The sequence below is a fragment of the Actinomadura sp. 6K520 genome, from assembly GCF_004349245.1.
GTDB lineage: Bacteria > Actinomycetota > Actinomycetes > Streptosporangiales > Streptosporangiaceae > Spirillospora.
In genome coordinates, this window is sequence record NZ_SMLC01000008.1 from 1 (window position 1) to 12,387 (window position 12,387).

The 12,387-nt window shown below is 70.8% G+C and carries 8 protein-coding genes; 4 read left to right on the plus strand and 4 right to left on the minus strand.

Features of this window, described 5'->3' with window-relative positions; translation table 11 throughout:
* Positions 1-2: 2 nt before the first annotated feature.
* Positions 3-2,312, minus strand: coding sequence for a DEAD/DEAH box helicase (locus E1289_RS04020; RefSeq protein WP_131975382.1), 2,310 nt, complete (start codon positions 2,310-2,312; stop codon positions 3-5).
* Between the two features lie 247 nt (positions 2,313-2,559).
* Between E1289_RS04020 and E1289_RS04025 the strand changes: the two genes are divergently transcribed.
* Both E1289_RS04025 and E1289_RS04030 read left to right on the plus strand, forming a co-directional pair.
* Entirely contained in the window at positions 2,560-2,913 is a 354-nt protein-coding gene (locus tag E1289_RS04025) for an STAS domain-containing protein (protein ID WP_021597910.1), read from the plus strand.
* Positions 2,914-2,928: 15 nt separating this feature from the next.
* On the plus strand, positions 2,929-3,372 hold the full coding sequence (locus E1289_RS04030; RefSeq protein WP_131975384.1) for an ATP-binding protein: 444 nt from the start codon (positions 2,929-2,931) through the stop codon (positions 3,370-3,372).
* Between the two features lie 457 nt (positions 3,373-3,829).
* Here E1289_RS04030 and E1289_RS04035 read toward each other — a convergent pair whose 3' ends face one another.
* Entirely contained in the window at positions 3,830-4,300 is a 471-nt protein-coding gene (locus tag E1289_RS04035; protein WP_243712595.1) for a VOC family protein, read from the minus strand.
* Between the two features lie 630 nt (positions 4,301-4,930).
* On the opposite strand from E1289_RS04035, the gene E1289_RS04040 reads away from it, so the two are divergent.
* Together E1289_RS04040 and E1289_RS04045 are read left to right on the plus strand one after the other, a co-directional pair.
* Positions 4,931-7,381 carry a sodium-translocating pyrophosphatase gene (locus E1289_RS04040; RefSeq protein WP_131975388.1) on the plus strand — a complete coding sequence of 817 codons (2,451 nt, stop codon included), beginning with the start codon at positions 4,931-4,933 and terminating at the stop codon, positions 7,379-7,381.
* An 843-nt stretch (positions 7,382-8,224) separates the two neighbouring features.
* Positions 8,225-8,704: a histidine phosphatase family protein gene (locus E1289_RS04045; protein ID WP_131975389.1), complete on the plus strand. Its 480-nt coding sequence runs from the start codon at positions 8,225-8,227 to the stop codon at positions 8,702-8,704.
* A 2-nt stretch (positions 8,705-8,706) separates the two neighbouring features.
* Here E1289_RS04045 and E1289_RS04050 read toward each other — a convergent pair whose 3' ends face one another.
* Together E1289_RS04050 and serB are read right to left on the minus strand one after the other, a co-directional pair.
* The gene (locus E1289_RS04050; protein WP_131975390.1) at positions 8,707-11,040 is read right to left on the minus strand and encodes an FUSC family protein; all 2,334 of its coding nucleotides are present in this window, start codon (positions 11,038-11,040) and stop codon (positions 8,707-8,709) included.
* A gap of 72 nt (positions 11,041-11,112) precedes the next feature.
* Positions 11,113-12,336, minus strand: a complete 1,224-nt coding sequence (gene serB / locus E1289_RS04055) for a phosphoserine phosphatase SerB (RefSeq protein ID WP_131975391.1) — start codon at positions 12,334-12,336, stop codon at positions 11,113-11,115.
* Between the last annotated feature and the right edge of the window lie 51 nt (positions 12,337-12,387).

Sequence of the window (12,387 nt, forward strand, 5' to 3'; positions counted from 1 at the left end):
GGTCAGGGGCGGGAGTGGGTTAGGAGGAGGTCCAGGAGGGTTAGGGCGCCGTGTTTGTCCAGGGGGTCGTTGCCGTTGCCGCATTTGGGGGACTGGATGCAGGACGGGCAGCCGGAGTCGCACTCGCAGGACGCGATCGCGTCGCGGGTGGCGTGGAGCCATTCGGCGGCGTCGGCGTAGCCGCGTTCGGCGAAGCCCGCTCCGCCCTCGTGGCCGTCGTAGACGAAGACGGTCAGCAGGCCCGTGTCGGGGTGGACGGCCGTGGACACGCCGCCGATGTCCCAGCGGTCGCAGGTGGCGAAGAGGGGGAGCAGCCCGATGGACGCGTGTTCGGCGGCGTGGGCGGCCCCGGGCAGGTCCAGGTCGTCCAGGGCGGAGATCTGTGCTTCGGAGAGCGTCCACCATACGGCGCGGGTGCGGAGGGTGCGGGGCGGGAGGTCCAGGGGCTTCTCGCCGAGCATCTCGCCCGTCTGCATGCGGCGCATCTGGTAGCCGACCACCTGGCGGGTGACTTCGACGGTTCCGAAGCAGAGGGTGGCCTCGCCCCAGGCGGTGGAGCGGAGCCGTTCCACGATGGCGATGTCGGTCACGTCGCGGGCGGTCGTCGAGTAGTCGGGGTCGGCCGGTTCCACCAGTGCGACGGAGTCGTCCAGATCGAGGGTGTGGACGATGAACGAGTCGCCTTGGTGGATGTAGACGGCGCCCTCATGGACGGTGGTGTGCGCGGAGGCCTCATCGACCGTGCCGAGAAGGCGTCCTGTGCCCAGTTCCACGACCTGGATGGGGTCGCCCCCCGCACCCCGGATATCGGCCAGGCCGGCGGCCCTGTCGCGACGTGTCCAGTACCAGCCGGCGGGGCGGCGGCGGAGGAAGCCGCGGCGGACGAGGTCGGGCAGCAGATCGACGGTCGAGGGGCCGAAGAGGGGAAGGTCGTCCTCGGTGAGCGGCATCTCGGACGCCGCGGCGCAAAGGTGCGGTTCAAGGACGTACGGGTTGTCCGGGTCGAGCACGGTGGCCTCGACCGGCCTCCCGAAGATCGCCTCCGGGTGGTGGACGAGGAACGTGTCGAGCGGGTCGTCCCGGGCCACCAGGATCGACAGGGCCGCCTGGCCGGAGCGTCCGGCACGCCCTGCCTGCTGCCAGAGGGACGCGCGGGTACCGGGCCAGCCGCAGACGACGACGGCGTCCAAACCGGAGACGTCCACGCCGAGTTCCAGGGCGTTCGTGCTCGCCAGGCCGATGATCGAGCGGGAACGCAGAGCGGCTTCCAGTGCACGTCGTTCCTCGGGGAGGTAGCCGGCGCGGTAGGCGGCGACCTGTTCCGCCAGGGCAGGGGTGACCTCGTGCAGGGCGCGCTTGGCGCTTAATGCCACTGACTCTGCACCGCGCCTGGACCGGACGAACGCGAGTGTTTGCACGCCTTCTACGACGAGGTCCGCCAGGAGGTCTCCCGCTTCGGCCGTGGCCGTGCGGCGGACGGGGGCGCCACGCTCGCCCCGCAGCTCGGTCAGGGGCGGCTCCCACAGTGCGAACGTCGCCGGTCCGCGTGGTGAGGCGTCGTCGTCGACGGCGACGACGTCCAGTCCGGTGAGGCGGGACGCGGTGGCGGCGGGCTCGGACGTCGTCGCCGAGGCAAGGATGAAGGTCGGGTCGGCGTGGTAGCGGGCGCACAGCCGGCGCAGCCGGCGCAGAACGTGCGCGACGTGCGACCCGAAGACGCCGCGGTATCCGTGCGCCTCATCGATGACCACGTAGCGGAGGCGGCGCAGGAACGACGACCAGCGGGCGTGGCTCGGCAGGATCGACCGGTGCAGCATGTCCGGATTCGTGAGGACGTAGTTCGCGTGCTGCCGGACCCAGGTGCGTTCATCCTGGGGCGTATCACCGTCGTACGTCGCCGCGCGGACGCGGGTGAGGCGCAGCGAGCGCAACGCGCGGAGCTGGTCGGCGGCGAGCGCCTTGGTGGGCGCCAGGTAGAGAATCGTCCCCTGGTGGCGAGGAGTGTCGTCCCCGTCGTAGATCGCCTCGATGGCGGGCAGCAGGTACGCGAGGGACTTCCCGGACGCCGTGCCGGTGGCCAGGATCACAGAGCGTCCCGCGCGGGCGTGCTCGGCCGCGGCGGCCTGGTGCTCCCAGGGGGCCGCGATGCCGGACGCCGCCAGCCGCTCGACGAGCAGTGGCGGCGACCAGGCAGGCCAGTCGGCACGACGGCCCTGACGTGCGGGAACGCTCTCCACATGGGTGATGCGTTCGCGCCTCGTCGGGTCGGCGAGCAGCCGGTCCAGGGGAGTTGAAGATCTTTGGGCGCCCATCAGGTTTTCAGTTTGCCAGCCGGGGCAAAACAACGGGAACGCCCCGGCGCCGGTGAGCCCGTACCCCTGTCCTGGCCACTGGATCAGCAGGTCAGACGGGATGGCGCGAACTTTCGCCCGTGTGGGCGATAACGTGCGTGTACCACGCCGGAGCGTGGTTGAATCACGGCGAAGTCTCGATGGCCGAACCCCGTCCGGGCGACCGGTGATCGAGATCAGATAGTGCTGCACGGCGCGTGGAGGATCTGTGGACCTGAAGGTGAACGACTACACCACCGACGATGGCCTCACCGTCATCAACGTGGAGGGCGAGATCGACGTCTACACGGCGCCGAAGCTTCGCGAGAAGCTCATCGACCTGGTCAACAAGGGTAAATTCCACCTCCTGGTGGACATGGAGAAGGTGGAGTTCCTCGACTCCACCGGTCTCGGCGTGCTGGTCGGCGGGCTCAAGCGCGTGCGCGCGCACGACGGCTCGCTGGAGCTGGTGTGCACCCAGGAGCGCATCCTCAAGATCTTCCGGATCACGGGGCTGACCAAGGTCTTCGGCATCCACGACTCGATCGCCGAGGCCGAGGAGAAGCGCAAGGGCGCCAAGTAGCGGCCAGCAGCTGAGATGTCGACCGTTGAACTCTCCTTCAGCGCGCTGCCCGTCCACGTCCGGACCGCCCGCCTGATCGTGACCGCCGTCGCCCGCCGCAGCGGCGTCGCCGAACCCCTGCTGGACGAGGTCAGGCTCGCGGTGGGCGAGGCGTGCTCGCGGGCCGTCGAGGCGCACCGCCGGCACTGCCCGGACGAACCCGTCCGGCTGGAACTGAGCGGTGCCGACCGGCGCTTCGAGGTGACCGTCAGCGACACCGTCCCCGGCGAGGACGAGGCGGGGGGCCTCCCCAAGGCGCCGGACGCTGAGGAGTTCGAGTACGGCCTCGCCGGGGAGGGCACCGCGGAGTTGGGACTGGCCGTCATCGCCGGCCTCGCCGACGACGTGGAGATCGCCTCAACCCCCAAGGGGGTCCAGATACGGATGAGCTGGCCGGCCGAAGCAGAGGCGACCATCTGACGCGCGCACTCCCGAAGACCCTCGAAGGCCCCGCCACCCCAGGCGGGGCCTTCGCTGTGTTTGTTGCAGTCCAGGCCCACTTCGCTCGCTGGCGCTCGCTACGCGAGTTGGCCTGTGCGAGCGCGGCACCGTCCGCCAGCCCCCGCCCACCACCATTCAATCGACGAACTTCGCTCGGCCGTCGCTTCGCGATCTTCCGGTGTGGCTCGCCTTCGGCTTCGCCCCGCCGTCAGGTCACGCGCTCGCGTGCGGGGCCGAGGTCATCTTGGGGGAGGGTCGATGCCGGCGTTCTGAGCGGGCGGTGAGGGGGGCTGGGCGCCGACCGACGGCTCCCCAGGGTAGGTCGATGCCGGCTCCCGGTCGTGCCGTCGGACGCGGCGGTGGCGAGCGACCCTGACCGCAGGAACGCCACGACCGTCACCGGCGCCGGAGGCCGGGAAGCCGGAGAACCGCTCGGTCAGGCGCCGGACGACGTCGCGGTCAGGCGGGGCTTGCGGGCGCTTAGTTCGCGGTCGAGGGATTGCTGGGCGTCGCGCATGGAGGCGACGTACTCCGGCTGGTTCCAGCGGGTCTGGGTCTCCTCGTCCGTGACGTTCTTCACGCGTTCCATGAGCCACCAGATGTTGCCGAGCGGGTCTCGGACGCGGCCGCCGCGGTCGCCCCAGGCCGCGGTGCTCAGTTCGGTGACGGCGACCGCGCCGGCCTGGACGGCCTTGGCGAAGACCGTGTCCACGTCCTTGATGTAGAGCCGCAGCAGGGCCGGGGTGTCCGGCCAGGTGTCCCTGGCGTCGAAGAGCAGGACGATGGAATCGCCGATGCGGACCTCGGCGTGGCCGATGGAGCCGTCCTCGTTGAAGTAGCGGAAGAGCTCCTCCCCTCCGAACGCCTCGACGATGAAGTCGATCGCCTTCGCGGTGTCGCGAGTCACGATCCAGGGTGTGACTGAGGTTTGGCCGTCCGGAACCGGCTGGACTTCGGTGCTCGCCATCGTTGACTCCTCGCTGTCGGCGCCGTGGGTTCTGCGCGGTGTCCGGGGATCATATCAGAACGGAACGCTTCGTTCTGATCGAGCTCACGAGGACTGGGCGTTATGTCCGAGTTGGGGTTGGTGGGACGCGTGGGACTGGTGGGGAGAAAGTGATGAGCGATGAGAACGGTGTGGGAAACTCATCCGGATGATCTCGGACTGGATCGATTTGGGTCTGGACATAATCCGTGTTAATGCCTAGCTTTAACACCGACGCCGATGCTCTCATCGAGGCGCCCGAGACGTGCTGCGCACGTCAAGGTGCCGGTGAGGTGATAGTGAGCTATCCCGGGCTGACCTGGGGAAATGACCCCTGGCCTGGGATAAGGGGCAAATTCCGGGCGTATCTTTCATTGCGTTTTGGCGACATCCGCTTCAAGGGCCCTGCGGCCTTAACATTCGACCTACGCCTGCGTAGACTCCCGGAACCCGCGCTGCCGTGCGAGGCGTTCGAAATCATGACTCGCGGGGTACGCGGTAAAGATCGTCTTTGACGATCGCGATCGCAGCACCCCTTGTCGAGGAGGACGGATGTCTGGGCTTTCCCTGTCAAGCCCGGTCAGCGCAGACGTGGATCTCGGCGGCGGCGACCTCTCTTTGGTCGTCGTCGTCGCCGTGATCGCACTGTTGGCACTGGCCGTCGCCGCGGGTCTCGTGCGCGATGTCCTGGCCGCTGGCCAGGGCACCGACAAAATGCAGGAGATCTCGCGGGCCGTGCAGGTAGGAGCGAGCGCCTACCTGAAACGCCAGTTCCGAACGGTCGCGGTCTTCGTGGTCCTGATCCCGCTCGTTCTGCTCCTGCTACCGGCCGACTCCACCGGGGAACGCATCGGACGGTCGGTCTTCTTCGTCATCGGCGCGCTGTTCTCGGCCGTCACCGGGTTCGTCGGCATGTGGCTGGCGGTCCGGGGCAACGTCCGGGTCGCCGCGGCCGCCCGGGAGGAGGGCGGCGAGAAGACGGCGATGCGGATCGCCTTCCGCACCGGCGGCGTCGCCGGCATGTTCACCGTCGGGCTCGGCCTGTTCGGTGCCGCGGTCGTCGTGCTGGCGTACAAGGGCGACGCGCCGAAGGTGCTGGAGGGCTTCGGTTTCGGCGCCGCGCTGCTCGCCATGTTCATGAGGGTCGGCGGCGGGATCTTCACCAAGGCCGCCGACGTGGGCGCCGACCTGGTCGGCAAGGTCGAGCAGGGCATCCCCGAGGACGACCCCCGCAACGCGGCGACCATCGCCGACAATGTGGGCGACAACGTCGGTGACTGCGCCGGCATGGCCGCCGACCTGTTCGAGTCGTACGCGGTCATGCTCGTCGCGGCGCTCATCCTCGGTACCGCCGCGTTCGGCACCGAGGGGCTGGTGTTCCCGCTGATCGTGCCGATGATCGGTGTGATCACCGCGGTGATCGGCATCTTCGCCGTGACGCCGCGGGCCGGCGACCGGTCCGGCATGACGGCGATCAACCGGGGCTTCTTCATCTCGGCGGGGATCTCCGCGATCCTGGTCGCGATCGCCGCGTTCGTGTACCTGCCCGCGTCGTTCGCGGACCTGAACGGCGTCACCGACCCCGAGATCCAGGCGCTGGACGCCGACCCGCGCTGGGTGGCGCTCGGCGCGGTCCTCATCGGAATCGTGCTCGCCAGCGCGATCCAGCTGCTCACCGGGTACTTCACGGAGACGAACCGCAAGCCCGTCCAGGAGGTCACCGGAAGCGCCCGGACGGGCCCGGCGACCGTCATCCTGTCCGGTATCTCGCTCGGCCTGGAGTCGGCCGTCTACACGGCCCTCGTCATCTGCGGCGCGGTGTACGGGGCGTTCCTGCTCGGCTTCGGCAACACCACCGTCGCGCTGTTCGCGGTGGCGATGGCCGGTACCGGCCTCCTGACGACCGTCGGCGTGATCGTCTCGATGGACACGTTCGGGCCCGTCTCCGACAACGCCCAGGGCATCGCCGAGATGTCCGGGGACGTGCAGGGCGAGGGCGCGGCCATCCTGGAGCGGCTGGACGCGGTCGGCAACACCACCAAGGCCATCACCAAGGGCATCGCGATCGCGACGGCGGTGCTCGCCGCGACCGCGCTGTTCGGCTCGTTCCGCACGACGGTGATCTCGGCGCTGAACGACGCGTCCGACGAGGCCAGGGACGCGCTCGGCGGGTTCAGCACCTTCAGCCTGTCGATCGACAACCCGAACGTGCTGATCGGGCTGATCATCGGTGCGGCCGTGGTGTTCATGTTCTCCGGGCTGGCCATCATGGCGGTCGGCCGGGCGGCCGGACGGGTCGTGGTCGAGGTGCGCGAGCAGTTCCGCACCAAGCCCGGGATCATGGACTACACCGAGAAGCCCGACTACGACCGGGTCGTGGACATCTGCACCCGGGACGCGCAGCGCGAGCTCGCCACCCCCGGACTGCTCGCGATCATGACTCCGATCGCGGTCGGCTTCGCGCTCGGGTACGCGCCGCTGGGCGCCTACCTGGGCGGTGCGATCGCGGCGGGCGTGCTGATGGCGGTGTTCCTCGCCAACTCCGGCGGCGCCTGGGACAACGCCAAGAAGCTCGTCGAGGAGGGCCAGCTCGGCGGCAAGGGCAGCGACGCGCACGAGGCCACGATCATCGGTGACACGGTCGGCGACCCGTTCAAGGACACCGCCGGCCCCGCGATCAACCCGCTGATCAAGGTGATGAACCTGGTCGCGCTGCTGATCGCGCCCGCGGTCGTGACGTACGCGGGCAACACCCTGCTGCGCGTCGTGGTGACCGTGCTGTCCGTCGGGATCGTGGTGGCCGCCATCGTGATCTCCAAGCGGCGTGCCGACCCGATCGCCGACCCCGCCATCCAAGGCGCCTCGCCCGGCCCGGCCGCCACGGAGGGCGGCGAGGCCAAGGGCGGCGCCGTCGAGGAGGGCACCCCGGAGGAGGCCGCGGTCGGTGCCGACTCCGCCAAGGCCGAGTCCGGCAAAGACGAGTCGTCCACCAAGAAGAACTGACCGGTAACGCGCGGGGGCCGGCGGCGCTCAGTCGCCGGCCCCTCCGCACGCCGGGGGTCGTGCATGGAACTCCCGTAATCGGTCATACGCTGTACGTGCCGGTCAGGCGAAATGAGATCAACTCGGGAGGCGTTGTGGCGAGCGGCGACGGTAAGTCGACCATGTCGGGTGCCAAGGGCTTCGCCATCGTGCTCGGCGGCATGCTGGGGATCATCCTCCTGCTCTGGGCTCTCGCGGCTCTCGTCGCGCCGTAACCCCGCGACCGTGGCCCCCACCGGCACGGCACAACAAGCCCGCACGCCCTTGCGGCACTCCCAGGCGTTCCCGGCATCACCCGCGACCGCACGGCACCAACCGTCCTTCCCGGCCACCGCCGTTGCTTCAGGCCCCCTCAAGCCCTCGCCACAGGAGCCTGGAAACGCGAGGCACCCGACCCGAACGCGAGACACGAGAACCCCAGCCACCCGGCGACCACAACCACTGCAATCTCGGCGCCCGGAGGCAGGTTTCGAGCTTGCGAGAAACCTGATCGCGCAGCGAGCCCCCTGGGCGAGTCGGAGCGATGCGGCGTTCGCACCGCGGTGCCCGCCGCAGGAAGGCGCTTCAGCGCCTGGGGCGCGGTTCGGTAATGGGCCGCCGACCCCAGCCACCACCCCGACCCCGCAACAACCTGAAGGCTTGCGATCGCGTCCGAAGGCAGGTGGCGAGCGAAGCGAGAAACCTGATCGCGCAGCGAGCCCCTGGGCGAGCCGGAGCGATGCAGCGATCGCGCGCATTGCCCCGCCGAAGGGAAGGCGCTCTGGCGCCTGACCGCCAAGGGCAATGCAATGAGAAAGGAGAGAGATGGAAGTGGGTACGCCGGCGCTTGTCGTGCTTCGTCATGCCAAGGCCGTTGCCGGGTTGGGGGTCGCGGACATCGACCGGACGCTCAACGATCGTGGGCGGCGGGATGCCGTGGCGGCCGGGGAGTGGCTGCGGGCGAACGGTCTCGTCCCGGATCTGGTGCTGTGTTCCACGGCGGCGCGGACGCGGGAGACGCTGGCGCTGCTGGATGTCGACGCCGAGGTGAGTTTCGAGTCCGGGATCTATGACAACGACCCCCGTGAGCTTCTCGAACTGGTGAGCCGGACGCCGGACGAGGTCGGGAGGCTGCTGCTCGTGGGGCACAACCCGTCGGTGCACCAGCTCGTCTACGATCTCGCCGGGAGCGCGCCGGCCCTCTTTCCAACGTGTGCGTTCGCCGTGATCGAGCTGTCGGGCGCGTGGGCGGACGTGCATCCCGGTTCGGGGACGCTCCGCGCCACCCGTACTCCGAAGGACTGACGTCAGGGACGCGGTTCGGCGGCCCGGAGCGACGAGTGGATGACCGTCCCGGTGTCCTCGCGGAGCAGGCGGATCACGTGGCGGGTGCCGGAGACCTGCAGGAGGGCGTGCCGGAGCGGGGTGAACTCGTCCCGGTCGACACCGGAGCCGAGTTCGGCGCGGCGGCGCTTGGTGAGCTTGGACAGGTGGGTGTCGAGGTCGGCGAGTTCCTCGTTCAGCTCTTCGGCGGGCGTCGCGGCCTCGGGGGCGTGTTCGTCCTCCTCCAGCAGTTCCGCGGTCTCCTCGAACTGGTCGGCGAGGCGGTCGAGGATCTCGGGGATCGGGCCGGTGTCCACGGCCTCCTCGCGGGACAGCTTCGCGACGGTGATGAGGTGGTCGCGGACGCGGTGCGCGGCGTCGACGGCGGTGCCCAGCTCGGTGGTCAGCGCGGTGTCGGGCAGCCGCTCCTGGCCGAGGCGGGTGCGGGTCTCGGCGACGGCCTCCGCGGACCGTTCGGCGGCCACGATCTTGTCGTGCGGCAGGCGGGTGCGTTCCCCGGCGAGGACGTCGGCGGTGGCGCGGACGAGGTCGGCGTGCCGGTCGAGGAGGCGGCCGAGGAGCACGGGCAGGCGTTCGAGGTGCCCGGCGGGCCACAGCAGCCGGACGGCGAGGTACGCGATGACCGTCCCGCCGAGGGTCAGGACGATGCGCTGGCCCGCGGTGAGCCAGTCGGAGGGCGTGCTGAACTCCAGCAGCATCATCGCCAAGGGCGTCCCGAACAGGGCCCAGTACGTGTAGTTCACGGCGCGCATCGCGTAGCCGGCGACGGCGAAGCAGAAGACGATCACCGCGAGGGTGGACTGGCCGGGCGCGATCGCGAGGATGACCGCGGCGATGGCCGATCCGGCGGCGGTGCCGCCGAAGCGCTGGACGAGGTGTTCGACGGTCTCGCCGTAGGTGGCGCGCAGGCTCAGCATCGCGGTGATGGTCATCCAGTGCCCGAATTCGAGGTGCAGCGCGGCGGCCAGCGCCATGGTGACCAGCGCCGTCAGGTAGACGCGCGACACCTGCCGGAAGCGGGGGGAGCGGGTGCGGACGGCGCCGCGGACCCGGTTCAGCGCCGGTGTCGGGTCGAGGGTCTCGGGCAGCCGGGGCGGCGCCACCCCGATCCGCAGCCCGCCCGCGGTGATGCGGCGGGTGCGGGCGACCTCGCCGGCGATGCGGTCGACGGACCGGCGGACCTGGCCGATCAGCGCGACCGCGACGAGGTCCTCGTCCCCGGCGAGCCCGGCGCGCCTGATGTGCTCGGCGGCGCGGCCCATGCGCCGGACGGCGGCGGACTCCTCCCGGCCCAGCGGTGCCTGGCCGCCGCTGGCGATCGCGCCGGAGATCAGCCGCAGCCGCGCCGCCAGCGCCCAGATCGCCGTCTGCGTCTCCTCCTGCCACGCGCGGTCGGGCGGGTAGTTCCTGGTGGCCTCCAGGACGGCCTGCAGCGTCACCGTCTCGTGCAGCACGCGGGCCAGGGCCTCGATGAGCCGTTCGGGCCGGGTGGGGTCCTGGCGTCCCCGCCCGGACCTGTAGAGCCCGTACGTGGCGCGTGCCGCGGTGAGCGCCTCCGACGCCGCCCGCCGCTTGGCCTCCCAGTCGGGGATGCGGGTGATGGCGAGCAGGTCGGGGTTCGTGATGTCGACCTCGTCGAGGGGGGCGGGGTCGGGTGCCCCGACCTCCTGCGCGACGGCGTCTAGTGCCTCGGCGACCGCGTCCGCGGTTTCGCTCAGCGCGGTGTGCAGGGGGCGCAGCCGCCGCGCGGGCCACGGCGCCAGCAGCAGGACGGCGACGAGCAGCCCGCCGATGAGCTCCAGCACCCCGATGAGGATGACGTCGGACGGCGGCCGGACCGCGCTGAGCAGGACCGCGAGCCCGGCCGTCGCCCCGATCCGCGGGATGGCGGTGCCCAGGGCGACCAGCGGCGGCACCACGAGGACGGGCAGCCACGTCCGCTCGCTCAGCAGCCCGCCGATCCCCGATCCCACCGCGACGACCAGGACGCCGACCGCGAGGTCCCGGGCCCGCGTCCCGTAGGGTCCCTCGGGTGCGCGCAGCGCGACCAGGTAGGCGCCGAGCGCGATCATCGACCCCTGGGCGGCGTGCCCGGTGATCGTCCCGAGGAACAGCGGCACCGCCATGGCGAGCGCCGCGGCCACCCCGTACATGGGCGTCGCGTGCCCATGGGCTTGGGCGTAGGCGTCCCGTGCCCGCTGCAGGACCGGGGACCGCTCGCCGTCAGCCGGGCTTCGCAGGGCCGCCCGGCCCCGCCGCAGCGCGGCCCGCAGCCGGGGCCGCACCCTCAACGCCATCTGTCCCCGCAGCCCCACGAGGCGGCTGGCGTGTGCCGCGCGGCCTGCGGGTGCACGGGGCGTCTCCGATGCCTACCGTGCGGCCGGGGGATCGTCTCCCCGGGCGTCGAGGGCGTCGGCGGCCTCGACCTCTTCGCGCGAGATCCCCAGGAGGAAGACGATCGTGTCGAGGTAGGGGACGTTGACGGCGGTGTCGGCGGCCTCGCGGACGACGGGCTTGGCGTTGTAGGCGATGCCGAGGCCGGCCGCCTGGAGCATGTCGAGGTCGTTGGCGCCGTCGCCGATGGCGACGGTCTGGCTGATGGGGATGCCGGCCTCGCGGGCGAAGCGTTCCAGGGCGGCGGCCTTGCCGGCGCGGTCGACGACCGGGCCGTGCACCCGCCCGGTGATCTTGCCGTTCTCGATCTCCAGCGTGTTGGCGGCGGAGTAGTCGATGCCGAGGTCCTCGACGAGGGCGTCGGTGACCTGGGTGAAGCCGCCGCTGACGATGGCGAACTTGTAGTCGAGGCGCTTGAGGGTGCGGACCATGGTGCGGGCGCCCGCGGCCAGGCGGACCTTGTCGCGGACGTCGTCGATGGCGGACGCGTCGAGCCCGGCGAGGAGCGCGACCCGCTCGCGCAGCGAGCCCTCGAAGTCGAGTTCGCCGCGCATGGCGGCCTCGGTGACCTTGGCGACCTCGCCGAGGCAGCCGGCGTGCTCGGCGAGCAGCTCGATGACCTCGCCCTGGATGAGGGTGGAGTCGACGTCCATCACGATCAGCCGCTTGGCGCGCCGGTGCAGGCCGCTGTGCTGGACGGCGACGTCCACCTGCTGTTCGGCGGCCTCGGCGGTGAGGGCGGCGCGGAGCGCGTCGGGGTCGGCGCCGGAGACGTCCATCTCGATGCAGGTCACGGGGTTCTGCGCGAGCCGCTCGATGCGGTCGATGTTGGCGCCGTGCGCGGAGATGCGTCCCGCGATGCCCGCCATGGCGGCGGGCTTCAGCGGCGCGCCGAGGACGGTGACGTGGAGGCGGCCGCGGCGCTTCGGCATCCGCTTGTTGCGACCCGTCGACAGCTCGATCTCCATGTCGAGGTCGTTGGCGACGCGTTCGGCGGCGTTCCACACGCGGCCGATGTCGGCGCCCTCGCTGTAGGCGAGCAGGACGCCGAGGATGAGGCGGCCGCGGATGACGACCTGCTCCACGTCGGCGACGGTGAGCGGGAACTCCGCGAGTGTCCTGAAGAGACGCGACGTCACGCCGGGGCGGTCGCGGCCGGTGAGTGTGATGAGGAGCGTGCGCTGTCCTGACCCGTCCATAGCTGTTCCCAACGGTACCGGCCGTGACGTGCGGCCCGTGCGTCAGGTCCG

Bases quoted from the DNA above. Each gene is read 5' to 3' on its own strand.
- E1289_RS04020 (WP_131975382.1), bottom strand. From the start codon at position 2,312: ATGGGCGCCCAAAGATCTTCAACTCCCCTGGACCGGCTGCTCGCCGAC.
- E1289_RS04030 (WP_131975384.1), top strand. From the start codon at position 2,929: ATGTCGACCGTTGAACTCTCCTTCAGCGCGCTGCCCGTCCACGTCCGG.
- E1289_RS04040 (WP_131975388.1), top strand. From the start codon at position 4,931: ATGTCTGGGCTTTCCCTGTCAAGCCCGGTCAGCGCAGACGTGGATCTC.
- E1289_RS04045 (WP_131975389.1), top strand. From the start codon at position 8,225: ATGGAAGTGGGTACGCCGGCGCTTGTCGTGCTTCGTCATGCCAAGGCC.
- E1289_RS04050 (WP_131975390.1), bottom strand. From the start codon at position 11,040: ATGGCGTTGAGGGTGCGGCCCCGGCTGCGGGCCGCGCTGCGGCGGGGC.
- serB (WP_131975391.1), bottom strand. From the start codon at position 12,336: ATGGACGGGTCAGGACAGCGCACGCTCCTCATCACACTCACCGGCCGC.